This window comes from Streptomyces humidus (genome assembly GCF_014649655.1).
GTDB classification, from domain to species: domain Bacteria; phylum Actinomycetota; class Actinomycetes; order Streptomycetales; family Streptomycetaceae; genus Streptomyces; species Streptomyces humidus.
In genome coordinates this window covers 169,533-191,451 of sequence record NZ_BMTL01000001.1, presented here as the reverse complement: position 1 = coordinate 191,451, position 21,919 = coordinate 169,533, and the positions used below count along the sequence as shown (strand labels likewise).

Annotated in this window: 19 protein-coding genes; 7 read left to right on the top strand and 12 right to left on the bottom strand. The window is 72.5% G+C overall.

The features are described from left to right. Positions 1 to 85: 85 nt before the first annotated feature. The 6 genes from IE239_RS00815 to IE239_RS00790 all read right to left on the bottom strand — a co-directional run bounded on the left by IE239_RS00815 (position 86) and on the right by IE239_RS00790 (position 8,168). Positions 86 to 907 carry a siderophore-interacting protein gene (locus IE239_RS00815; RefSeq protein ID WP_190147235.1) on the bottom strand — a complete coding sequence of 274 codons (822 nt, stop codon included), beginning with the start codon at positions 905 to 907 and terminating at the stop codon, positions 86 to 88. A 132-nt stretch (positions 908 to 1,039) separates the two neighbouring features. Further along, positions 1,040 to 2,089: an ABC transporter substrate-binding protein gene (locus tag IE239_RS00810; protein WP_190147234.1), complete on the bottom strand. Its 1,050-nt coding sequence runs from the start codon at positions 2,087 to 2,089 to the stop codon at positions 1,040 to 1,042. A 302-nt stretch (positions 2,090 to 2,391) separates the two neighbouring features. After that, positions 2,392 to 3,552 (bottom strand): acyl-CoA dehydrogenase family protein, encoded by a 1,161-nt coding sequence (locus IE239_RS00805; RefSeq protein ID WP_190147233.1) that lies wholly within the window; start codon positions 3,550 to 3,552, stop codon positions 2,392 to 2,394. Between the two features lie 6 nt (positions 3,553 to 3,558). Continuing rightward, the gene (locus tag IE239_RS00800; RefSeq protein WP_190147426.1) at positions 3,559 to 4,494 is read right to left on the bottom strand and encodes a hydroxymethylglutaryl-CoA lyase; all 936 of its coding nucleotides are present in this window, start codon (positions 4,492 to 4,494) and stop codon (positions 3,559 to 3,561) included. A gap of 8 nt (positions 4,495 to 4,502) precedes the next feature. Then, positions 4,503 to 6,524 carry an acetyl/propionyl/methylcrotonyl-CoA carboxylase subunit alpha gene (locus IE239_RS00795; RefSeq protein WP_190147232.1) on the bottom strand — a complete coding sequence of 674 codons (2,022 nt, stop codon included), beginning with the start codon at positions 6,522 to 6,524 and terminating at the stop codon, positions 4,503 to 4,505. A gap of 12 nt (positions 6,525 to 6,536) precedes the next feature. Beyond that, positions 6,537 to 8,168, bottom strand: a complete 1,632-nt coding sequence (locus tag IE239_RS00790) for a carboxyl transferase domain-containing protein (protein ID WP_190147231.1) — start codon at positions 8,166 to 8,168, stop codon at positions 6,537 to 6,539. 97 nt (positions 8,169 to 8,265) lie between these two features. On the opposite strand from IE239_RS00790, the gene IE239_RS00785 reads away from it, so the two are divergent. The 3 genes from IE239_RS00785 to IE239_RS00775 all read left to right on the top strand — a co-directional run bounded on the left by IE239_RS00785 (position 8,266) and on the right by IE239_RS00775 (position 11,120). After that, a complete protein-coding gene (locus IE239_RS00785) occupies positions 8,266 to 8,865 on the top strand; it encodes an SACE_7040 family transcriptional regulator (protein WP_190147230.1) in 600 nt (199 codons plus the stop codon). Positions 8,866 to 9,043: 178 nt separating this feature from the next. After that, positions 9,044 to 10,201, top strand: coding sequence for an acyl-CoA dehydrogenase family protein (locus IE239_RS00780; protein WP_190147229.1), 1,158 nt, complete (start codon positions 9,044 to 9,046; stop codon positions 10,199 to 10,201). Positions 10,202 to 10,247: 46 nt separating this feature from the next. Then, positions 10,248 to 11,120, top strand: a complete 873-nt coding sequence (locus IE239_RS00775) for an acyl-CoA thioesterase (protein WP_190147228.1) — start codon at positions 10,248 to 10,250, stop codon at positions 11,118 to 11,120. A 97-nt stretch (positions 11,121 to 11,217) separates the two neighbouring features. Here the strand turns inward: IE239_RS00775 and IE239_RS00770 are convergent, their stop codons facing one another. Together IE239_RS00770 and IE239_RS00765 are read right to left on the bottom strand one after the other, a co-directional pair. After that, positions 11,218 to 12,018, bottom strand: a complete 801-nt coding sequence (locus IE239_RS00770) for a phosphatase (protein ID WP_190147227.1) — start codon at positions 12,016 to 12,018, stop codon at positions 11,218 to 11,220. Between the two features lie 66 nt (positions 12,019 to 12,084). Beyond that, the gene (locus IE239_RS00765; RefSeq protein WP_190147226.1) at positions 12,085 to 13,674 is read right to left on the bottom strand and encodes a PucR family transcriptional regulator; all 1,590 of its coding nucleotides are present in this window, start codon (positions 13,672 to 13,674) and stop codon (positions 12,085 to 12,087) included. Between the two features lie 92 nt (positions 13,675 to 13,766). On the opposite strand from IE239_RS00765, the gene speB reads away from it, so the two are divergent. Both speB and IE239_RS00755 read left to right on the top strand, forming a co-directional pair. After that, positions 13,767 to 14,747 carry an agmatinase gene (gene speB / locus IE239_RS00760; RefSeq protein ID WP_190147225.1) on the top strand — a complete coding sequence of 327 codons (981 nt, stop codon included), beginning with the start codon at positions 13,767 to 13,769 and terminating at the stop codon, positions 14,745 to 14,747. Next, on the top strand, positions 14,744 to 16,435 hold the full coding sequence (locus tag IE239_RS00755; RefSeq protein WP_190147224.1) for a thiamine pyrophosphate-binding protein: 1,692 nt from the start codon (positions 14,744 to 14,746) through the stop codon (positions 16,433 to 16,435). The genes speB and IE239_RS00755 overlap by 4 nt, the downstream gene beginning before the upstream one ends. A 138-nt stretch (positions 16,436 to 16,573) precedes the next feature. Here IE239_RS00755 and IE239_RS00750 read toward each other — a convergent pair whose 3' ends face one another. Then, positions 16,574 to 16,795: a DUF397 domain-containing protein gene (locus tag IE239_RS00750; protein WP_190147223.1), complete on the bottom strand. Its 222-nt coding sequence runs from the start codon at positions 16,793 to 16,795 to the stop codon at positions 16,574 to 16,576. Beyond that, positions 16,788 to 17,582 (bottom strand): helix-turn-helix domain-containing protein, encoded by a 795-nt coding sequence (locus IE239_RS00745; RefSeq protein ID WP_190147222.1) that lies wholly within the window; start codon positions 17,580 to 17,582, stop codon positions 16,788 to 16,790. The genes IE239_RS00750 and IE239_RS00745 overlap by 8 nt, the downstream gene beginning before the upstream one ends. Before the next feature lie 77 nt (positions 17,583 to 17,659). On the opposite strand from IE239_RS00745, the gene IE239_RS00740 reads away from it, so the two are divergent. Continuing rightward, the gene (locus IE239_RS00740; RefSeq protein WP_229877644.1) at positions 17,660 to 18,142 is read left to right on the top strand and encodes a hypothetical protein; all 483 of its coding nucleotides are present in this window, start codon (positions 17,660 to 17,662) and stop codon (positions 18,140 to 18,142) included. Further along, the gene (locus IE239_RS00735) at positions 18,139 to 18,504 is read left to right on the top strand and encodes a hypothetical protein (RefSeq protein WP_190147221.1); all 366 of its coding nucleotides are present in this window, start codon (positions 18,139 to 18,141) and stop codon (positions 18,502 to 18,504) included. The genes IE239_RS00740 and IE239_RS00735 overlap by 4 nt, the downstream gene beginning before the upstream one ends. 157 nt (positions 18,505 to 18,661) lie before the next feature. On the opposite strand, the gene IE239_RS00730 is transcribed toward IE239_RS00735, so the two are convergent. Then, on the bottom strand, positions 18,662 to 19,468 hold the full coding sequence (locus IE239_RS00730) for an endonuclease I family protein (protein ID WP_190147220.1): 807 nt from the start codon (positions 19,466 to 19,468) through the stop codon (positions 18,662 to 18,664). 198 nt (positions 19,469 to 19,666) lie between these two features. Continuing rightward, positions 19,667 to 21,919 (bottom strand): mannosyltransferase YkcB-related protein, encoded by a 2,253-nt coding sequence (locus tag IE239_RS00725; protein WP_190147219.1) that lies wholly within the window; start codon positions 21,917 to 21,919, stop codon positions 19,667 to 19,669.

The window sequence follows — 21,919 nt, the reverse complement described above, 5'->3', positions numbered from 1 at the left end:
TTTGATCACCGTGATCCTGTGTGTGCCGTGACCGTGGTCACGTGTGCGCCCCCGCGCGCGGCCTGCCACGGGGGCGCGGTGTCCGCTACGCGGTCTCGCGGAGCTGTTCCTCGCTCATGCCCCGGCGCCAGTACCCGACGAAGGTGACCCGTCGGCGGTCCACGCCCCGCTCCCGCACGAAGTGGCGGCGCAGCGCCTTCACGGATCCCGACTCGCCCGCGACCCACACGTAGGGGTTCTCGGCGGGCGGCAGACCGGCCGCGCGGACGGCGTCGACGGACTCCGCCCCGACCACCCAGGTCACCTCGGCGGCCGCGCAGGTCGACAACTCCTGTACGGCGCCGGGTTCCTGGACCTCCAGCCAGACCCGCACGCGCTGTCCGGCCGGCAGCGACTCCAGGATCGACGCGACGGCCGGCAGCGCGCTCTCGTCGCCCCAGAGCACCAGCAGGTCGGTGTCGCGCGGCGGACGGAACCGGATCGCCCGGTTGTCGGCCACCGCGGGCCCGAGCAGCACCACCCGGTCCCCGGCGACCGCGCGCGCCGCCCACGCGGAGGCGGGCCCGGCGGGCGTGTGCAGCACGAAGTCGACGTCGATCCCGACGGTGCGCCCGAGCGCGTCGGCGCGCAGCGCCCGCAGCGTGTAGGAGCGCATCACCGCCCGTACGCCGTCCGGCAGTTCACGCCAGCCCTGCCACCAGCCGTCCCCCAGCTCGAACGGAACCCGCGGCTCTGTCTGCCCCGGCTGCGGCAGGAACAGCGACAGCGACTGGTCGCGCCCGTCGGAGAGGAAGTGGTGCAGGTCCTCCCCGGCGAAGCTCACCCGGACCAGAGACGGCGACAGGCGCCGGGTCCGAGCGACCCGGAGCGAGAAGAACCGGAAGGGGGCGGCGACGGCGGTGGTCATGGGGGCTCCTGAAGACGTGGGGCAGGGCGGCTCACTCAGGGGCGCGGGGCCGCGTCGGCACGCGGCTCCGCCATGCGGGCGCGATTGCCGCGGCTGCACCCGCGGCGCACTCGCAGCGTCGGGTCGCCCTTGTCAGGCGACCTTCTTCGCCTTCTCCAGTGCCGCGGCGAGGTTCTCCAGCAGCGGCACGCACTTGTCGTAGGACAGGATCGGCTCGGGGGAGCGCGCGATGACCTGGCCGGCCTTCACCGCGGGCAGCTTCTTCCAGGTCGCCTCGGTGATGTCGGCGGGCTGGACGGTCGAGGAGCGGTCGTCCATCATGATGATGTCGGCCGGGTACTTGTCGACGTTCTCCCAGCTCAGCGACTCGTACCAGCCGCCGCCCTTGGCCTTGGCGCTCGCCGGCGGCTCGACGAAGTTCACGCCGAGGGCCTTGAAGTACTCGAGGTCGACGGAGAGGTCGGTGCCGGAGACGTAGAACAGCTCCGGGCTCGCGGAACCGGCCATCACCCTGATGCCGGGCTTGGCCTTGGCGGCGGCGCGCAGCCGGGCGGCCGCTTCCTCGAACCTCTTCTTGGCGCCGGTGACCGCGGCCGCCGTCATGTCGGCGCCCAGCGATTCGGCCAGCTCCCACATGCGCTGCAGCGGAGCGGTCAACTGGCGGTCGTAGACGGACAGTCCGACGCTCGGAGCGAGCTTGGCGATCTTGTCCTTGGAGGCCTCGGGGACGTACCAGAGGGTGCCGGCGCCGTCGAACATCGTGGAGATGAGGACGTCGGGCGCGAGGGCCGCGTACTTCTCGACGTTGAACTCGTCCCAGACGTTGCCGAGGACGGTCACCTTGCTGACATCCATGTCGCCGGCCTGGACGTCGGCCTTGCCCGCGGCCGTCTTCGTGGGTCCGAAGACGCCCTTGACCTGGATCCCGTAGTCGTACAGGGCCGCCCCGACGCCGGTGAAGGCGACGATGTTCGCGGGGACCGAGTCGAGCTTCACCGTGGTGCCGCGGTCGTCCTTGAAGGTCCAGGGGCCGGACTTGACCGGCGCGTTCGCCGACGACTCGGCGCCGCTGCCGCTCGCGTCTCCGTCCCCGCAGGCGGCGAGCACGGCGCCGAGACCGAGGGCGCCACCGGCGGCGAGGATGCCACGGCGGGTGGGACGGACGGCTCTGGCGTTGGGCATGAGTGTGGCCACTTTCGAACGGGGCGGGATCACCCGAGGACGATTCGAATGTAGGTTAGCCTAACCTCAGCTGATGTCCAGGGGGCCGTCCGGGGCCCGGGACCGCCCTCGGCGGCGCCTGCCCAACGCCTGTGACCTGCCTGTCGACCGACGGCGGACGGCCTTTCAGCAAGCCGCCGGGGAAACGGAGTCGGCGGCCTCGAGGAGTGACCTGAGGCCGCCGGGCTGCCGATCGGGGCGCGGGAGCGCGGGAGCGCGGGGATGAGAGGGTGCAGGGCCGCGGGCCGCGGAACGGCGTCGGGTCAGGCGGGGAGGCCCAGCTCCCGGGCGATCAGCATCCGCTGCACCTCGCTCGTGCCCTCGCCGATCTCCAGGATCTTGGAGTCGCGCCACATGCGGGCCACCGGGTACTCGTTCATGAAGCCGTAGCCGCCGTGCACCTGGGTGGCGTCGCGCGCGTTGTCGACGGCGACCGTCGACGAGTACAGCTTCGCCATCGCCGCCTCCTTCTTGAAGGGCTCCCCGGCCACCAGCCGCGAGGCCGCGTCGCGCCAGGCCAGGCGCGCCGTGTGGGCCTTCATCTCCATGTCGGCGATCTTGAACTGGACGGCCTGGTTGGCGCCGATCGGACGGCCGAACGCATGCCGTTCCCCGGCGTACTTCACCGACTCGTCCACACAGCCCTGGGCGAGCCCGGTCGCCAGCGCGGCGATGGCGATGCGCCCCTCGTCGAGGATCCGCAGGAACTGCGCGTACCCACGACCCTCCTCGCCCAGCAGGTTCGCCGCCGGGAGGCGCACATCGGAGAAGGACAGCTCACGCGTGTCGGAGGCGTTCCAGCCGACCTTCGAGTAGGGCGCCGCGACCGTGAAGCCCGGCGTGCCGGACGGGACGATGATCGCGGAGATCAGCGGCCGGCCGTCCGGCTTGCGGCCCGTCACCGCGGTGACCGTGACCAGCCCCGTGATGTCCGTGCCCGAGTTGGTGATGAAGCACTTGGCGCCGTTGATCACCCATTCGTCGGTGTCGGGGTCGAGACGGGCCGTCGTGCGCGTCGCCCCCGCGTCCGAGCCGCCGTCCGGCTCGGTCAGTCCGAAGGCGCCGAGCATCTCGCCGGAGCACAGGCGCGGCAGCCACTCCCGCTTCTGCTCGGGCGTGCCGAAGAGGTGGATCGGCATCGCGCCCAGCGAGACGCCGGCCTCCAGGGTGATCGCCACGGACGAGTCGACCCGCGCGAGTTCCTCCAGCGCGATGCCCAGGGCCAGGTAGTCGCCGCCCATGCCGCCGTACTCCTCGGGGAAGGGCAGCCCGAACAGGCCCATGCGGCCCATCTCGCGGACGATCTCGTAGGGGAACTCGTGCCGCTCGTAGAAGTCGCCGATCTTGGGCGCTATCACGTCGTGCGCGAACTCCTCGACCGTGCGGCGGAGTTCTTCCAGTTCGGGGGAGAGACGGTGGTCCATGTCGGGTCACTGCTCCTTGTGGGGCGCTGTCGTGGTGCCGAGTGCTCGGACGGTGCGGGACGGGCTGGGTCGGCCCAGGCGGGCGGCCATCCACTCGCTGGTGGCGACGAGACGGCCGAGGTCCACCCCGGTGTCGATGCCGAGGCCCCGCAGCATCCACACGAGGTCCTCGGTGGCGAGGTTGCCGGTGGCGGACTTGGCGTACGGACAGCCGCCGAGACCGCCCGCCGAGGCGTCGACGGTGGTGACGCCGTGCTGGAGCGCGGCGAGGGTGTTGCTGAGCGCCTGGCCGTAGGTGTCGTGGAAATGCACCCCCAGCGCGTCGGTGGGCACGCCCTGTTCGTTCAGCGCGGTCAGCAGGGCCCGCACATGGCCCGGGGTGGCCACGCCGATCGTGTCGCCCAGGCTCAGCTCGTGACAGCCCAGGTCCAGCAGGGCGCGGCAGACCCGGACCACCTGCGCGACCGGGACCGCGCCCTCCCACGGGTCGCCGAAGCACATGGAGAGATAGCCGCGCACGTGTACGTCCTGCGCCCTGGCCCGGGCCACCACCGGCTCGAACATGGCCAGCGCCTCGTCGACCGTGCGGTTGAGGTTGGCCTTGGCGAAGGACTCGGTGGCGCTCGCGAAGACGGCGACCCGGCGGGCCCCCAGGGCGAGCGCCCGGTCCAGCCCGCGTTCGTTCGGCACCAGCACCGGCAGTGCCACGTCGAGATCGCTCACCAGCGGGAACAGCTGCTCGGCGTCGGCGAGTTGAGGGACCCACTTCGGGTGGACGAAGCTGGTGGCCTCGATGGTGGTGAGGCCGGCGTCGGCGAGGCGGCGCACGAACTCGGCCTTGACGTCCGTCGGCACGGTCGTCTTCTCGTTCTGCAGGCCGTCGCGGGCGCCGACCTCGTGGATGCGCACCCGGGCGGGCAGGCCCGGCGCCGGTACGGCCATGGGGAGCGTCACAGGTCCTCCTTCACCGGGGCGGCCGGGGCGATGACGGCCAGCACCTGGTCCATGGCGACCGTCGTGCCCGGCGTCACGTCGAGTTCGGCGACGGCGCCGGCGTGCGGGGCGCAGATGACGTGCTCCATCTTCATCGCCTCCACCACCAGCAGGCTCTGGCCCGCGGCCACCTCGTCGCCCACGGCGACCTTGACGACCGTGACCGTGCCCGGCATCGGCGCGGTGAGCGAGTCGGCGCCCGCGTGGGCCCCCCGGACGAGGGAGGCGGCCACCGGGTCGTGGTCGCGCACCTGCCAGGCGTCGCCGTCGCGGGCCAGCCAGGTCCCGTCGGGCAGTGCGGCGAAGGCGTGCGTGACGCCGTCGAGACGGCAGACGAAGCGGGGGTCGTCCGGCCGCGGGGGCAGGATCCCGGAGCTGCGCCGCGGGGTCTCCTCCCCGTCTAGCAGCACCTCCTGTCCGCCGTCGGCCGCGGCGCGCACGCGGACCGTCACCGGGTCGTGTCCGGGCACGTGCAGGTGGTGCGCGGTCCAGGCGGGCTCGCCGCCGAGGCGCCAGCCGTCCGCGACCGAGAAGGGGTCCACCCAGCCCGTGCCGGGCGCGGGGGCGAGAGCGGCCTGGCGCAGCAGCGCCGCCGCCGCGTACACGTCCGGCGGGACGTCGGCGGTGACCAGTGAGGCGGCCTCCCGTTCCACCAGCCCCGTGTCCAGCTCGCCCGCCACGACCGCCGGATGGGCCAGCAGCCGCCGCAGGAACCCGGCGTTGGTCTGCACTCCCAGGGTGACCGTGCCGGCCAGGGCCGCCCGGAGCTTCCTGAGGGCGCTCTCCCGGTCCGGGCCGTAGGCGATCACCTTGGACAGCATCGGGTCGTAGAGGCTGCCGACCTCGGAGCCCTCGCTGAGCCCGGAGTCGGTGCGCACGCCGTCGCCCTGCGGCTCGCGCAGCCGCAGCACCGTGCCGCCGGACGGCAGGAACCCGCGCGCGGGGTCCTCGGCGCACACCCGCGCCTCGACGGCGTGCCCGGTGAGCCGCACGTCCTCCTGGCCGAAGGGCAGCGCCTCGCCTGCGGCCGCCCGCAGCTGCCACTCCACCAGGTCGAGCCCGGTGACCAGTTCGGTGACCGGATGCTCCACCTGGAGCCGGGTGTTCATCTCCATGAAGTAGTACGACGACGGATCGCCGCCCGGCACGATGAACTCCACCGTGCCCGCGCCCCGGTAACCGCAGGAGCGCGCCGCCTGCACGGCCGCCTCGCCCATCGACGCGCGCGTGGCCTCGTCGAGCAGGACGCTGGGCGCCTCCTCGACGATCTTCTGGTGCCGCCGTTGCAGCGAGCACTCGCGCTCGCCGAGGTGGATCACGTTGCCGTGCCCGTCGGCGAGGACCTGGATCTCGATGTGCCGGGGCCGGTCGACCCACCGTTCGACGAGGAGTGTGTCGTCGCCGAAGGAGGCGCGGGCCTCACGGCGGGCGGCGGCGATCTCCTCGGCCAGCAGCGACGCGTCGCGCACCAGCCGCATGCCCTTGCCGCCGCCGCCCGCGCTCGGCTTCAGCAGCACGGGCACGCCGATCTCGTGGGCGGCGGCGATGAGCTGCTCGTCCGTCAGGCCGCTGCCGCTCGATCCGGGCACGACCGGGACCCCGGCCGCCCGCACCGTGGCCTTGGCCCGGATCTTGTCGCCCATGAGAGCGATGGCGTCCGCGGGCGGCCCGATGAAGACCAGCCCGGCGTCGGCGCAGGCGCGGGCGAAGCCGGCGTTCTCGGCCAGGAAGCCGTACCCCGGGTGGACGGCCTGGGCGCCGGTCCGCGCGGCCGCCTCCAGCAGCCGTCCGGCCGACAGATAGCTGTCCGCGGCGGGCGGCGGGCCGATCCGCACCGCGGTGTCCGCCTCCCGGACGTGCCGGGCGTCCGCGTCGGCGTCGGAGAAGACCGCCACCGAGCGCACGCTCATGGCGCGCAGCGTGCGGATGACGCGGACGGCGATCTCGCCCCGGTTGGCCACGAGCACTGTGTCAAACATGAAGTCCCCTCCTCACATCCGGAAGACGCCGAACCCGGGCGTCGTGTCGTCCCCCCGGGGGACCGGCGCGTTGGCGCAGGCCGTCAGGGCCAGCCCCAGCACCTGCCGGGTCTCCTGCGGTTCGATGACCCCGTCGTCCCAGAGCCGGGCGGTCGCGTAGTAGGCGTTGCCCTGCCGCTCGTACTGCGCGCGGATCGGGTCCTTGAAGGCCTCTTCGTCCTCCACGGGCCACTCCTGGCCGCCGGCCTCGAGCTGGTCGCGCTTGACGGTCGCGAGGACGGAGGCGGCCTGCTCGCCGCCCATGACGGAGATCTTGGCGTTGGGCCACATCCACAGGAAGCGGGGCGAGTAGGCCCGGCCGCACATGGAGTAGTTGCCCGCGCCGTACGACCCGCCGACGACGACCGTCAGCTTCGGCACGCGCGTGCACGCCACGGCCGTCACCATCTTCGCGCCGTGCTTGGCGATGCCGCCCGCCTCGTAGTCCCTGCCGACCATGAACCCGGAGATGTTCTGCAGGAACACCAGCGGGATCCCGCGCTGGTCGCACAGCTCGATGAAGTGGGCGCCCTTCTGGGCGGACTCGGAGAACAGGATGCCGTTGTTGGCGACGATCCCGACCGGGTGACCGTGGATCCGGGCGAAGCCGGTGACCAGGGTCTGCCCGAACTCGGACTTGAACTCCGCGAACCGGGAGCCGTCCACCACGCGCGCGATGACCTCCCGCACGTCGTAGGGGGTGCGCGAGTCCACCGGGACGGCGCCGGTCAGCCCGTAGGGGTCGACCTTGGGTTCCACCGACGGCCGCACCTGCCAGGGCAGCGGCCCGCGCGCGGGGAGCGTGGAGACGATGGTGCGCACGATCCGCAGCGCGTGGGCGTCGTCCTGCGCGAGATGGTCGGTGACGCCGGAGACCCGGGAGTGCACCTCGCCGCCGCCGAGTTCCTCCGCGGTGACGACCTCGCCGGTGGCGGCCTTCACCAGCGGGGGCCCGCCCAGGAAGATCGTGCCCTGGCCGCGGACGATGACCGCCTCGTCGCTCATGGCGGGGACGTACGCGCCGCCCGCCGTGCACGACCCGAGCACGGCCGCGATCTGCGGGATCCCGGCCCCCGACATCCGGGCCTGGTTGTAGAAGATCCGCCCGAAGTGCTCGCGGTCCGGGAACACCTCGTCCTGCATGGGCAGGAAGGCCCCGCCGGAGTCCACCAGGTAAAGACACGGCAGCCGGTTCTCCAGCGCCACCTCCTGGGCCCGCAGGTGCTTCTTGACCGTCATCGGGTAGTAGGTGCCGCCCTTGACGGTGGCGTCGTTGGCCACGATCACGCACTCGCGCCCGCTGACCCGGCCGATCCCGGCGATGACCCCGGCGGCCGGGGCCTGCCCGTCGTACATCCCGTCGGCGGCGAGGGGGGCGAGCTCCAGGAAAGGCGAGCCCGCATCCAGGAGGGCGTCGACCCGGTCGCGGGGCAGCAGCTTGCCGCGCGCGGTGTGCCGGGCCCGCGCCTTCTCACCGCCTCCCAGCCGGGCCGCGGCGAGCTTGCCGCGCAGCTCCTCGGCGAGCGCGCGGTGCGCCTCCTCGTTGGCCCGCCAGGCCTCCGATGCGGGGTCTGCCGCACTCGTCAGCTCCGGTGCCTCTTCCATCCTCGCGGTCCCCTCACGCCAGTGATCGACTGTTAATGAGCGTTAACCATTTCTCTCAGGTTAACGACCGCTAACCTCGCTGTCTAGAATTGCCCTCATGGCCACGAGAACCGACGCCGCCACCCGGCGCGAGCAGATCCTGAGAGAGGCCGCGCGTCTGTTCGCCGAGCGCGGGTTCCACGGCGTCGGGGTCGACGAGATAGGGGCCGCGGTCGGCATCAGCGGTCCGGGGCTGTACCGCCACTTCCCCGGCAAGGACGCGATGCTCGCCGAACTGCTGGTGGGCATCAGCGGCCGCCTGCTGACCGGCGCGAAGCGCCGTCTGGCGGAGGCCGACGGGGTGCCCTCCGAGGCGGTGCTCGACTCGCTCGTCGAGGGGCACATCGACTTCGCCCTCGACGACCGTCCCCTGATCACCCTGCACGACCGTGAGCTGGACCGCCTCCGCGACAGCGACCGCAAGCTGGTCCGCCAGCTCCAGCGGCAGTACGTCGAGCTGTGGGTGGAGGTCCTGCGCGCGGTGTACCCGGGCCTCGCGGAGCCCGCGGCCCGCTCCGCGGTCCACTCCGTCTTCGGCCTGCTGAACTCCACCCCGCACCTCGGCCGGCCGGGTTCCCTCCCCGGCCGCGCGACCACGGCCGGGCTCCTGCACCGCATGGCCCGCGGCGCGTTCGCGGCGGCGGCCGCGGGGGAGTGACGAGCGTTACGGCCGCTGTGTCCCGAAGGCTCTGGACGCCTCTCCCTACCCGCCGGTACGGTTGTCCCTGAGCAAGCGCTTAGCCATCGGGGACCGCAACCATTCGTTGAGGAACCCCCACGGCGAGCAACCACATCCGCGAGAGCGGCGCCGGCTTAGGCGCAGAGAGGGGCCGGCGGTGCGCCGTACGGTGTTCAACGAGGACCACGAGGCGTTCCGGGAGACCCTCCGGGCCTTCATCGAGGCCGAGGTCGTCCCGGTCTACGACGAGTGGTTCGCGGCCGGCCAGGCGCCGCGCGACTTCTACTACAAGCTCGCCGAGCTGGGCGTCTTCGGCATCCGCGTCGACGAGGAGTACGGCGGCGCCGGCATCGACTCCTACAAGTTCGAGGCCGTCCTGTACGAGGAGACCGCCCGCGCGGGCATCACCTTCGGCGGCTCCGGCGTGCACGTGCTGCTCGGCCTGCCCTACATCAAGCTGCTCGCCAACGACGAGCAGAAGAAGCGCTACCTGCCGAAGTTCGTCTCCGGCGAGGAGATGTGGGCGATCGCGATGACCGAGCCGGGCACCGGCTCCGACCTCGCGGGCATGAAGACCACCGCCAAGCTGAGCGAGGACGGCACGCACTACGTCCTCAACGGCTCCAAGACCTTCATCACCGGCGGCGTCCACGCCGACCAGATGATCGTCTGCGCCCGGACCGACGCGCCCCGCCCCGACGACCGCCGGCACGGCATATCGCTGCTCGTGGTGGACACCAAGTCCGAGGGCTACTCGATCGGCCGCAAGCTGGACAAGCTCGGCCTGAAGACCTCCGACACCGCCGAGCTGGCGTTCGTCGACGTCAAGGTGCCCGTGGAGAACCTCCTCGGCGAGGAGAACAAGGGCTTCTCCTACCTCGGCCACAACCTGGCCTCCGAGCGCTGGGGCATCGCCTACGGCGCGTACGCGCAGGCCAAGGCCGCCGTCCGGTTCGCCAAGCAGTACGTGCAGGAGCGCACCGTCTTCGGCAAGCCGGTCGCGCACTTCCAGAACACCAAGTTCGAGCTGGCCGCCTGCCAGGCCGAGGTGGACGCGGCCGAGGCCGTCGCCGACCGCGCCACGGAGGCCCTGGACGCCGGCGAGCTGACCCCGGCCGAGGCCGCCAGCGCCAAGCTGTTCTGCACCGAGGTCGCCCACCGCGTGATCGACCGCTGCCTCCAGCTGCACGGCGGCTACGGCTTCATGAACGAGTACCCGATCGCCCGCCTGTACGCGGACAACCGCGTCAACCGCATCTACGGCGGCACCAGCGAGATCATGAAGTCCATCATCGCCAAGGACATGGGCCTGTAAGGCCCCGGCGACTGCCGCCCGGTACGACCCGGTACAACTGGACGCCATGAGCCAGGCACTACAGGATCTCCTCGATCTGCTCGACCTCGAGCAGATCGAGGAGAACATCTTCCGCGGCCGGTCCCGGTCCGCCGTCGTCCCGCGCGTGTTCGGCGGGCAGGTCGCGGCCCAGGCGCTGGTCGCCGCCGGGCGTACGGTCCCCGAGGACCGGCACGCCCACTCGCTGCACGCGTACTTCCTGCGCATGGGCGACCCCGGCGCGCCCATCGTCTACACCGTCGAGCGCATCCGCGACGGCCGCTCCTTCACCACCCGCCGCGCGGTCGCCGTCCAGCACGGCCGGCCGATCTTCACGCTGTCGGCGTCCTTCCAGACGTACGAGGAGGGCCTGGACCACCAGACGCCCATGCCGCCCTCGCCGGACCCGGCCACGCTGCCCACCTCCGAGGAACGGCTGCGCGGCTACGGCCACCTCGATCCCGCGGTCGTCGAGAAGTTCCTGGAGGCCCGCGAGGCGATCGACCTGCGCTATGTCGACGAGCCGCCGTACGGGAGTTTCGGCGAGCCGCGCGAGCCGCGTTCCCAGGTCTGGTTCCGTACCAACGGCAAGCTCGCGGACGACCCTCTGCTGCACGTCGTCCTGGCCACGTACGTCTCCGACATGACGCTGCTCGACTCGGTCCTCCTCGCGCACGGCCGCGGCGGCTGGGCGGTCGGCGACGTCGTCGGGGCGTCCCTGGACCACGCGATGTGGTTCCACCGCCCGTTCCGCGCCGACGAGTGGCTGCTGTACGACCAGGAGTCGCCGTCCTCGCACGCCGGCCGCGGCCTCGGCCAGGCCCGCATCTACACGCAGGACGGCCGGCTCGCCGTGTCGGTGATCCAGGAGGGCGTGGTCCGCGTCCCGCGTGAGGACTGAACCGCGGGAGGACTGAACCGCCTCCCGCGCCGCCGTGCCCGCCGGACGCCCGGCGCGCCGCCGTGCCCGCCGGAGCGCCTCCGGCCGGGGGCGGCTCCTACAGGTCCGCCTCCCGCAGGCCCGCCTCCGTCAGCAGGTAGGCGACCATCGGGTCGTAGTGGCGCGGGCTGACGACGTGGTCGTCCAGGGGCACCGCGACCTGGACGACGCCCTCCGCCTCGCCGATGAAGAGCGCCGGGTCGTTGCAGTCGGCGTAACCGACGGAGTCGACGCCGTGCCGGCCGGCGTAGCCCGCCCAGCCGTGGTCGGCCACGACCAGGTCCGGCAGCGGACGCCCCTCGCGCTCCAGCGCCGTCAGGACGGCCTTCATCGGCTCGCCGGAGTGGGTGTGCCACAACGTGGCCCCGTGCTCCAGCACCGCCACGTCGGCGACCTGCCAGACGTACCCCTCGTCGGTCTGGAGCCCCTGCGGGATGACGACGATCTCGCAGCCCGCCTCGCGCAGGGCGGCGGCCGTGGCACGGTGCACGTCCAGGAGGCCGCCGGGGTGGCCGGTGGCGAACAGGACCCGCTGCCGCCCTTCGGCGGCCTTGCGCAGCCGGGCCGCCATCCGCTCCAGGCCGCCGACCGTCAGCTGCGGGTCGATGGTGTCCTGGCCGTAGCGGTGCTCGGGGTCGTCGTTCACGCCCACCCGCTCCGCCATCACCGCGAGCACGTCCTGCTCGTCGCTCCACCGGTCGCCGAGTTCCAGGCCGAGCCAGAAGTTGCGGACGCCGTTCGCGAGTTGACGGTAGTGGGAGAGGTTGTTCTCGCGAGGCGTGGCGACGTCCCCGGCGATACGGGTCCTGACGAGGTGGTCGACGAGTTCGGCGCGGCTGGGCGTCCCGGGTATCGGCATGGTCTCCATTGTGAGGCAGCGGACTGTGCGCGTCCCCGCCGTTCCGGCCGCTGGGACACGCGTCACTCACCGGTGTTTCAGGGCGAACCACAGCTCCATCCGCACGTCGGCGTCGTCCAGGTCGGCGTCCAGCAGGGCCGCGCAGCGGGCGATCCGCTGCCGCACGGTGTTGCGGTGCACCGACAGGGCCACCGCCGTGCGGTCCCAGCTGCCGTGCAGCGAGAGCCAGGCCCGCAGCGTCTCGGCGAGGGCCGGAGAGCCGGCGAGGGGCGCGAGGAGCGCCCGCGCGTGCTCCGCTGCCTCGTCCGGCGGGACCAGGCCGGCCAGGGCCGTTCGTCCGCCGTGCCGGACCAGGGCCGTGCGGGTCGCCCGGGCGCGCGCCAGGGCGCGGGCCGCCTGGGTGTCGGCGAGCGGCCACTGCGGCGGCTCGACGACGGCGCTGACGCCGATCGTCCAGCCGGGCTGCGGCTCCGGTTCACGCCCGGCCGGCACGAGAACCCGTACGACGCCGGAGGCGAGGTCGACCAACGGCGACCCCAGCGCCGCGCCGAGCGCGGAGGCCGCCACCGGGCCGGGCGGCCGCGCGTGCGCCCGCGCGTGCACGACGCGCCATCGCCCGCCGCCCAGCAGCGGCGCGACCTCCCCGGGCGCACCGCCCAGCAGCAGCCGCACCAGCGCGGAGGAGCGGGCGGCGCCCGAGCCGCTCTGGTGCTCCCCGGTGAGCAGCGACAGCAGTACGGCGGCGACCGAGGCGACGGTGTGGTCGCCCGGCTCGCGCCGGGCCGCCGCGACGCCGAGCACGAAGCCCTGGCGCGCCCCGAGCGCGTAGACGGCGAGACGGGCCCCGGAGGCGGTGGTCTCGGCCGCGGTGGTGGCGGTGGTCGCCGTGGTGGCGGTGGCGGCGGCGGTGGTGGCGGGGTCGGGGTCGGGAACCGGCGCGGGGCCGGGGCCGGGGCCCGCGTCCGGGGCAGGGGAGGTCGTGGGAGCGGCGGAGCCGGAACGGGCGAGGACGCGAGCGAGCCGGGCCAGCGACGGATCCGCCGCCGTCGCCGTCCCCGCCGACGCGATCGCCGTGCCCTCCGGTCCGAACAGCACCGCCCGCCCGCCGGGGCCCCGGGCCAGCCGGCGCAGTACCGCCGGCACCGGGTCGGGGCCGGCGGCGGCCGCGGCGAGGCTCTGCTGCGCCTCCGTCACCCGTCGCAGCTCCGCCGTGCGGGCCCGCTCCATCAGCTGCCAGACCGCCCGCGCCACCGCCGCGAACGTCGTACGGGGCGGTACCTCGAGCAGCGGCAGCCCGTGCGCGTCACAGGCTTCGACCAGGGCGCGCGGCACGGTGTCGTGCACGGGCGCGACGCCGAAGCCGAGGGCCGCGCCGCCCGCCGCCGCGATCCGCCCGACGTAGTCGTCGAAGCGGCTCTCCGGCCCGTCCGCCCCCGCGAAGTGCACCCCGGCCGTCAGCAGCAGCTCGCCGCCCAGCAGATACGGGTACGGGTCGGCCATCTCCGACGCGTGCGCGCCGTGCAGCTCCGTGCCGGCGCCGACGGGACCGGCGATCTGCCGCAGCGCGAGGTCCTCGCGGGCCAGCAGGGCGGAGAGCGGGACCGGCGGGGTGAGGGGACCGGCCGGCTGCTCGGACATGGTGTGCGATCCCTCCATCCAGTGGGCACGGAATGGAGGAAAAGTACACTTCGCGGCCCTGGTCCGGCCACCTATCGTGAGAAGCACCCCCGGACAGAAGGCAGTGGACCATGACCAGCAGTGAGACGCCCCGCGGCCCCGTCGACTCCTCCCGCGTCCCGCGGTACGCGGGCCCGGCGACCTTCGCCCGGCTGCCCCGTCTCGACGAGGTCGGCCGCGCCGACGTCGCCGTGGTGGGCGTGCCGTTCGACTCCGGCGTCTCCTACCGGCCCGGCGCGCGCTTCGGCGGCAACGCGATCCGCGAGGCGTCCCGGCTGCTGCGGCCCTACAACCCCGCGCAGGACGCCTCCCCGTTCGCCCTCGCCCAGGTCGCGGACGCCGGTGACATCGCCGCGAACCCCTTCCACATCAACGAGGCCGTCGACACGATCGAGGCGGCCGCGGACGACCTGCTCGGCACGGGCGCGCGCCTGATGACCCTGGGCGGCGACCACACCATCGCGCTGCCCCTGCTGCGCTCGGTCGCCAAGCGGCACGGCCCCGTCGCCCTGCTCCACTTCGACGCGCACCTCGACACCTGGGACACCTACTTCGGCGCCGAGTACACCCACGGCACCCCGTTCCGCCGGGCGGTGGAGGAGGGCATCCTCGACACCGAGGCCCTCTCCCACGTCGGCATCCGCGGCCCGCTCTACGGCAAGCAGGACCTGACCGACGACGAGAAGATGGGCTTCGGCATCGTCACCTCGGCGGACGTCTACCGCCGCGGCGCCGACGAGGTCGCCGACCAGCTGCGGCAGCGCATCGGCGACCGCCCCCTCTACATCTCCATCGACATCGACTGCCTCGACCCGGCCCACGCCCCCGGCACCGGCACCCCCGAGGCGGGCGGCATGACCTCCCGCGAACTGCTGGAGATCCTGCGCGGCCTGGCCTCGTGCAACCTGGTCTCGGCGGACGTCGTCGAGGTGGCCCCCGCGTACGATCACGCGGAGATCACGTCGGTGGCCGCGTCCCACACGGCGTACGAACTGACCACGATCATGGCCCGGCAGATCGCCGGGGCCCGCGAGGAGAACGACGGCACGTGACCCACGACCACGACCTGGTGCTCCGCCCGACCGCCGCGCAGACGGAGGCCGCGCTGAACCCTCCCCCCGGCCGCACGGGCGGAGACCTGGTCGTGGAGACCCTGGCCGCCCTCGGCGCGACGACGGTCTTCGGCCTGCCCGGCCAGCACGCGCTCGGCCTCTTCGACGCCCTGCGCCGCTCCGACCTGCGCTACGTCGGCCTGCGAGTGGAGAACAACGCGGGCTTCGCGGCGGACGCGTACGGCAGGATCACCGGCGAGGCGGCGCCGCTGCTGCTGTCGACCGGACCGGGCGCGCTGACCTCTCTGGCAGCCTTGCAGGAGGCGGCGGCCGCCTCCGCGCCGGTCCTGGCGATCTGCAGCCAGGTCCCGACGGCCGGGCTGGGCGGCGGCCGCCACGGCTACCTGCACGAACTCCCCGACCAGGCGGCCTCGTTCCGGGGCGTGGTGAAGTCGGTCCACACGGTCCGCGCCCAGTCCCAGATCCCCTCGGCGATCGAGGCGGCCTGGAAGTCGGCGCTGTCGGCCCCGCACGGCCCGGTGTGGGTGGAGATCCCGCAGGATGTGCTGCTGGCCGGGACGGCGATCCCGGTGGTGACCGGCGGCGACGCGTTTCCCGAGGAACTGCCGCCGCGCCCCGAGCTGACGGCCGTCGCCGCGCACCTGCTGTCCACCGCCGTCCGCCCGGCGATCGTCGCGGGCGGGGGCGTGGTGCGGGCGGACGCGTCGGGCAAGCTGCGGCAGCTGGCGGAGACCCTCGCGGCCCCGGTCGTCACGACCCCCGGCGGCAAGGGCGCGTTCCCCTGGAACCACCCGCTGTCCCTGCGGTCCTGGCTGGAGGACCGGCACACGACGGACTTCCTGGAGGACGCCGACGTGCTCCTGGTCGTCGGCTCGGGACTGGGTGAACTCTCCTCCAACTACCACACGTTCAGGCCCCGGGGCAGGATCGTGCAGATCGACGCGGACCTCGGCAAACTGGAGTCCAACCACCCGGCGCTGGGCATCCACGCGGACGCCCGCCTCGCACTGCAGGCCCTGCTGGAGACGGTGTCCGAGCGGGACGACCCGACGGCCCCCGAGCGCGTCCGGACGCTGCTGGCGAAGGTCGCCGACCGCATCGCCGCCCAGGAACTCACCCTGGAACAGGACGTGTTGGCGTCGGTGCGCAGGGCGCTGCCCGCCGGCTCCGCGTCCTTCTGGGACATGACCGTCCTCGCGTACTGGGCCTGGTCCGCCTTCGACGCCGGGGCCCCCAACCTGATGCACTCCGCCCAGGGAGCGGGCGGCCTCGGCTACGGCTTCCCGGCGGCCCTGGGCGCGGCGGTCGCGGACCCGACCCGCCCGGTGCTCGCGGTGTCCGGCGACGGCGGCGCCCTGTACTCGGTCGCCGAACTGGCCACCGCGCGCCAGCACGACCTGAACGTCACCTGGCTGATCGTGGACGACGGCGGCTACGGCATCCTGCGCGCGTACATGACGGACGCCTTCGGCGAGGCGACGGCCACGGATCTGACCCGCCCCGACTTCGTGGCGCTGGCGGAGTCCTTCGGTGTGCCGGGCGTGCGGACGTCCCCGCAGACCCTGGAGGCGGACCTGGCGAAGGCGCTGCGCTCACCGGGCCCCTCGGTGGTCGTGCTCCCGGCGGTGCTGCGGATGTTCGCGGCGACACACCTGGGCTCGGACTGATCACGCTGATCCAAACGAATCGACCTGGTGGACGATCTGTTGTCGGGGCGAATCACCGTTTCTGGCATGACGGCCTGAGGGCACGGCGGCGGACCCGTCCCCAGGGCTGCGGGCTGGGCGAATCGTGGCGGTGAGCGGTCAGGCGGACAGGCGGTCGTCCTTGATTGCCGCAACGAATGACGTCCAGCCGGCTGTTGGGACGACCATCGCGGGGCCCTGCGGAGCCTTGGAGTCCCGGACCGGGACGCCGGTCGGATAACCGTCCAGGACTTCGATGCAGCTGCCGCCTTCGTTGCCGCTGTACGTCGACTTGCGCCAGCCGTGCAGGGAGGACGCGTCGGGGATGCTGTGTTCATTCACGGGCTTCGTAGTCCTTTGCTGTCGCCCTCAGCAGGGCCAATGACTCCTTGAGCGGCATTGAGTCGCTTAGCGCCAGATCGTAGGTGCCTTCGAGACGGTCGACCATGGCGGGGGAGTCGTGAATCTTGCCCACCTGGATGCCTTCGGAGTACGCCACCGGCGGTTGATCCTCGAACTTGAGCAGGGTGAGCATGCTCTGCATGAGGGGGTGAACCCCCAGCCCGAAGGGCAACACGTGGACGCGTACGCGTCCTGATTCCACCAGCTTCACGATGTGGCGGAGTTGTTCCGCCATGGCCTCCGGCCCGCCCACCACCCGCCGCAGCACGGCCTCATCCAGTAGTGCCCACACTACGGGCGTCACGGGGTCCTCAAGGATCTTCGCCCGCTCAAGGCGTGTGACAACGAGCCTGTCACATTCCACCTCACCCACGGGAGGGAACGACGTGCTCAGAACCGCACGTGCGTACCTCTCCGTCTGGAGGATGCCGGGGATGAACGACAGGGCGAACTCCCTGATCATCGTCGCCTGCTGTTCGAGCTGGAGGGCCGCCTCGAAGTACCCCGCGACAGCGGTGTCGGCGTCCGGCAGGAAGCTGCTGAGCACATCTCCCGTGTTCAGCGCCCTGTCGAGGCGTCTTGCGTCCTCCTTGGACGGGGTGCGCCGCCCCGCCTCGATGTGGGCGATGTGCGAACGCGTCATGACGGCCGCCGTCGCCAGCTCCTGCTGCGTCAGCCCCGCCGCCTCGCGCTGCGCCTTCAACCACTCCCCATAGATGTTGCTCATCGTCAACTCCCATGTGACAGATGCGTTGTCACCTCTGACCCCCTGGCGAGCCTAGCCCGACCGGTCTCACTCTGTGAGTGGATCGCTACTCAGCGATGTCCATGCACGTCGACCTGCCCTCGTGCAGCGAAGACCCCCGCTACCGCTATCGACGGCCCGGGGGCATGGCCCTCAACCACGCTGGAGTTGAAGACGTGTTGCACCGTATCGCCCGCCTCGTCGAGCCGCTGCTGCGGCTGCTGTGGCCTGCCTCCGGGCGGCACCGGCACCGGAATCGGCATCGCGCCGGGGGAGCGGCGCGGCCCACCCCCGTGCCGGCCGCCCCGGCGGCGCCCGGCCGCCGTCCCTCCCCGCACCAAGACCTCCTCCGCGGCGAGGACTCCCGGCTCGTGCGTCCCTATCTCCTCGCCCACGAACAGCGCGCGCAGGCCCGGCAGCAGCGCGCCCGTCGGCGGACCCTCTGGCTCGCTGTGCACGGCGTCGACGTAGGGCCACGGCGCATCCACGGTGTCGACATCGGCTCGCGCCGAACCCACGGGGCCGAGGTGACCGCCGCGTGATCTACGAGAGTCGCGACACCACCGCCTCCACAGCCGCCCGGCCTCGCCTCCTGCCCTGGTCCAACCTCGACGGCAACCCCTGCTACCTCCTCGCCGACGACACCGGCACCAGTCGTCTCTCCCGCATGGCCGACGACGTCGAAGCCGTCCAGCTCGACATGGCCGACGACCTCCTCGACCACGCCACTGATCTCCTCGGTGACGACAAGGCCACCACACCCCAACTCCGCTTCCTTGCGGCACGATTGTCCGAATCGCTCCACGACGTGCATCGCATCGCCCGGAGCAGGGGAGACCGTCTGCCCTTGCCTCACGATGGCGAGGCCGCCGGCGCCGCCCCTGAAGTAGGCCCCGGCACCTGACCCGTCCGCCCCCCACCGAGCGTGCGGACGTACCACCACAAAGCCTCTTCCGTCCGCGCTCGCATCGATCGGCGGCTCTGGATGGGTGATGTTCGGTGAGGAAGGCTGAACTCCCGCTCAGGCAAGGGAGTTCAGCCTCTTCGGCCTCAGCCGTGGACTACCAGATCGCCTCGACCCACTCCGGGTGGTCGATGAACGGGTTGCGGTTGTGCTGGTAGGTGTCGTAGATGACCTGGTTGCGCTTCTCCTCGAAGGCGCTCGGCGGGTCCTGCTCGTTCCACGCCTTGAGGACGGAGAGCTTGCCGATGTACGGGGCGCTGCCGTTGTTGACCTTCTCGTTCGGCTCCAGGTCGGCGAAGCCGTCGCCGCCGTCGTAGCGGACCGCCATGTAGAGGATCATGCGCGCCACGTCGCCCTTGTCGGCGTCGCGCGGTTCGAAGGAGTCGGAGTCGGTGAGACTTCCGCCGCCGCCCGAGACCGTGCTGCCGCCGTTGTCGAAGTCCTTGTTGCCGCGGATGCTGTTGACCGTCACGTCCGCGGGGCGCAGGTGGTGCAGGTCGGTGCCGGGACCGGTCACCTCGCCGAAGTCGCCGTGCGACTTGGCCCACACGTGCTCGCGGTTCCAGTCGCCGACGGCGCCGCCGTTGAGGGACTTGCTGCGCGAGGCGCCGCTGTACATCAGGATCACGTTGCTGCTGTTGTTCGGGTCCTGGTCGGTGACCTTCAGCGCGTTCCAGACGGCCGAGTACGAGATCTTCGAGACGTTGGCGCTGATGATCGTGTGCAGGGACGACTTCAGGCTCGAACCCGTCTTGCCGACCGCGTTCTTGTAGTACGTCGAGTCGTACGCCGTCGTGGTCGCCGCGGCGGGGGTCGCGGTGAGCGTGGGCGCGGTGATGCCGACCAGGACGGCGGTGGTGGCAAGCGCCACCGACTTCCATCGGCGTATGCGTGTCGCCAGCATGTGGGGTGTCCGATCTACGCGGGTTGATTGAAGGCGGCAATCGGGAGAGTGACATGCACATGCGGTCATGGCAATGAACCTGACATGTCGATCGGATGACGGGACGCGGCAAATCGCCCCTGTCCCACGCGAGCCGGCATGCGCGAGACGGCCCCCGACGCAAGGTCGGGGGCCGTCGGTGTGGTGGGGGCCGGCCGGTCAGTTCACGTCGGAGGAGTCCAGCCGGTAGACCGTCGACTGACTGCCCTGCGCAGCAGACGAGGCCCCGGAGGACGACGTCGAAGTCGCGCCGTACGCGCTCTCCTTCACCGCAGTGCCGTTCTTCTGCACCCAGGCGGTGATCTCGGTGAGCAGGCTGTTGTTCCCGCCGCCCGGACCGCCGCCCCCGCCGAGCTGGATGTAGTGCAGCTCGCCCTTCTTCACCAGCTCCTTGAGCCTGGCCAACGTCATCGCGTTGTCGGAGCCGGTGAAGCCGAACATCGAGATGACGGGCTTGCCGGTGCTCAGGATCAGCTGGCCCGCGCTCTGCGAGTTGGACACCGCGATCAGCCAGGTGGCGCCGTCCTGGTGCTTCTCCAGGTACGAGACGAGCGCACTGTCGGTGCCGCCCATGCCGCCGCCCATGCCGCCTGGCGCGCCGCCCGTGGTGCCGCCGGGCGCCGTGCCGTTCTCGCCGCCCTGGGCGCCTGCGCCGGGCAACTCGCCGTCAGCGCTGCCCGATTGGCCGCCCTGACCGCTCGGAGCCCCGCTCGGAGCCTCGCCCGTGCCGCCGCCCTGCGGGAGTTCGCCGCCCCCGGGGAATCCGCCGCCGCCCGGGCCGCCCTGCTCGGCGCCCTCCTGCCGCGTGCCCCCCGGCGACCGGCCGCCGGGCCCGCCGTCGCCGCCGAAGCCGCCCCGGCCGCCCCCGGGGCCGCCCATGCCGCTCCCGGTGGACGGACCCGCCGTCGGGTTGGTGCCGCCCATCATCGCGCCGGACGAACCGAAGGCCGGTGAGGCGGCGTACGCCGTGGGTCCCGCGAGGGCCGCCACGATCGCCGCGGCGAGGGACACGCCGAGCAGCCGGACCCTGGCGCCGGAGCTCGCCGACCGCAGTACGCACAGGCCCACGACCGCGAGGATCATGACCACGCCGACGGCGGGCCACAGCCAGGTGTTCCAGCCGGTGGCCCGGCGCAGCAGCACGATCGCCCAGACGCCGGTGACCGCGAGCCCCGCGGGCAGCACCCACGACCAGCGGGCGTCGCCGCCGCGGAAGGCCCGCCACAGCATGACGCCGCCGCCCCCGCACAGCGCCGCGACGCCCGGAGCGAGCGCGGTGGTGTAGTACGGGTGCATCGTGCCCTCGGCCATGGCGAAGGTCAGATAGTGCAGCACGAGCCAGCCGCCCCACAGGACCAGCGCGGCGCGCGTCATGTCGGTGCGCGGGGCGCGGCCGCACAGCACCAGGCCGGCGACGAGCGCGATGCCCGCGAAGGGGATCAGCCAGGAGATCTGGCCGCCGAGGACGTCGTTGAACATCCGGCCGATGCCCGCGGTCCCGGCGAAGGTGCCGCCGCCTCCGCCGCCGCCCCCGCCGTTGCCCTCGCCGCCGAGGACCCGGCCCAGGCCGTTGTAGCCCATGATCAGGTCCCAGGCGCTGCCGTCCGTCGAACCGCCGATGTACGGGCGGTCGTCGGCGGGCACCAGGGACACGGCCGTGGCCCACCAGAAGCTGGAGACGGCCAGGGCCACGGCGGCCAGCGCCAGGTTCACGGCCTTCTTCCGCCACCCCAGCCCCGACGCGTACAGGTACACGGCGAAGACCGCGGGCAGGGCGATGTAGCCCTGGAGCATCTTGGTGTTGAACGCGAGCCCGAAGCACACCGCGGAGCCGAGCAGCGGCAGCAGCCGGTCGTCGCGCGTGGCGCGCAGCGCGAGGGCGGCGCCGCCGACCATCAGCAGGACCAGGACCGTGTCTGGGTTGTTGTCGCGGTTGATGGCGACGGTGATCGGCGTCAGCGCGAGCACGAGGGCCGCGAGGGCGGCGGACGCATGGCCGAACGCCCGCTTCACGGTGGCGTGCAGGATCCAGATCGTGCCCAGCGCCGCCGCGACCTCCGGCAGCATCATCTGCCAGGTGCCGAAGCCCAGGATCCGGCAGGACAGACCCATGACCATGAGCGCGAACGGCGGCTTGTCGACGGTGATGAAGTTGCCGGCGTCGAGCGAGCCGAAGAACCACGCCTCCCAGCTCTTCGTACCGCTGTAGACGGCGGCGCTGTAGAAGCTGTTGAGGCTGCTGCCCGACAGGTTCCAGCCGTAGAGCACCGCCGCGAGGACCAGGATCGCGAGCAGCGCGGGAAGGGACCAGCGCGGCGCCCGGTCCGGTGGCGGCGCCCCGGCCGCCGGCGCCGGCGGCGCCCAGTCGGGGGACACGGTCGGGTGGGGGAGGGGATCGGTGGCAGATGTCAC

Bases quoted from the DNA above. Each gene is read 5' to 3' on its own strand.
- IE239_RS00730 (WP_190147220.1), bottom strand. From the start codon at position 19,468: ATGCTGGCGACACGCATACGCCGATGGAAGTCGGTGGCGCTTGCCACC.
- IE239_RS00775 (WP_190147228.1), top strand. From the start codon at position 10,248: ATGAGCCAGGCACTACAGGATCTCCTCGATCTGCTCGACCTCGAGCAG.
- IE239_RS00745 (WP_190147222.1), bottom strand. From the start codon at position 17,582: ATGAGCAACATCTATGGGGAGTGGTTGAAGGCGCAGCGCGAGGCGGCG.
- IE239_RS00795 (WP_190147232.1), bottom strand. From the start codon at position 6,524: ATGTTTGACACAGTGCTCGTGGCCAACCGGGGCGAGATCGCCGTCCGC.
- IE239_RS00815 (WP_190147235.1), bottom strand. From the start codon at position 907: ATGACCACCGCCGTCGCCGCCCCCTTCCGGTTCTTCTCGCTCCGGGTC.
- IE239_RS00800 (WP_190147426.1), bottom strand. From the start codon at position 4,494: ATGGCCGTACCGGCGCCGGGCCTGCCCGCCCGGGTGCGCATCCACGAG.
- IE239_RS00805 (WP_190147233.1), bottom strand. From the start codon at position 3,552: ATGGACCACCGTCTCTCCCCCGAACTGGAAGAACTCCGCCGCACGGTC.
- IE239_RS00770 (WP_190147227.1), bottom strand. From the start codon at position 12,018: ATGCCGATACCCGGGACGCCCAGCCGCGCCGAACTCGTCGACCACCTC.
- speB (WP_190147225.1), top strand. From the start codon at position 13,767: ATGACCAGCAGTGAGACGCCCCGCGGCCCCGTCGACTCCTCCCGCGTC.
- IE239_RS00790 (WP_190147231.1), bottom strand. From the start codon at position 8,168: ATGGAAGAGGCACCGGAGCTGACGAGTGCGGCAGACCCCGCATCGGAG.
- IE239_RS00810 (WP_190147234.1), bottom strand. From the start codon at position 2,089: ATGCCCAACGCCAGAGCCGTCCGTCCCACCCGCCGTGGCATCCTCGCC.
- IE239_RS00785 (WP_190147230.1), top strand. From the start codon at position 8,266: ATGGCCACGAGAACCGACGCCGCCACCCGGCGCGAGCAGATCCTGAGA.
- IE239_RS00765 (WP_190147226.1), bottom strand. From the start codon at position 13,674: ATGGAGGGATCGCACACCATGTCCGAGCAGCCGGCCGGTCCCCTCACC.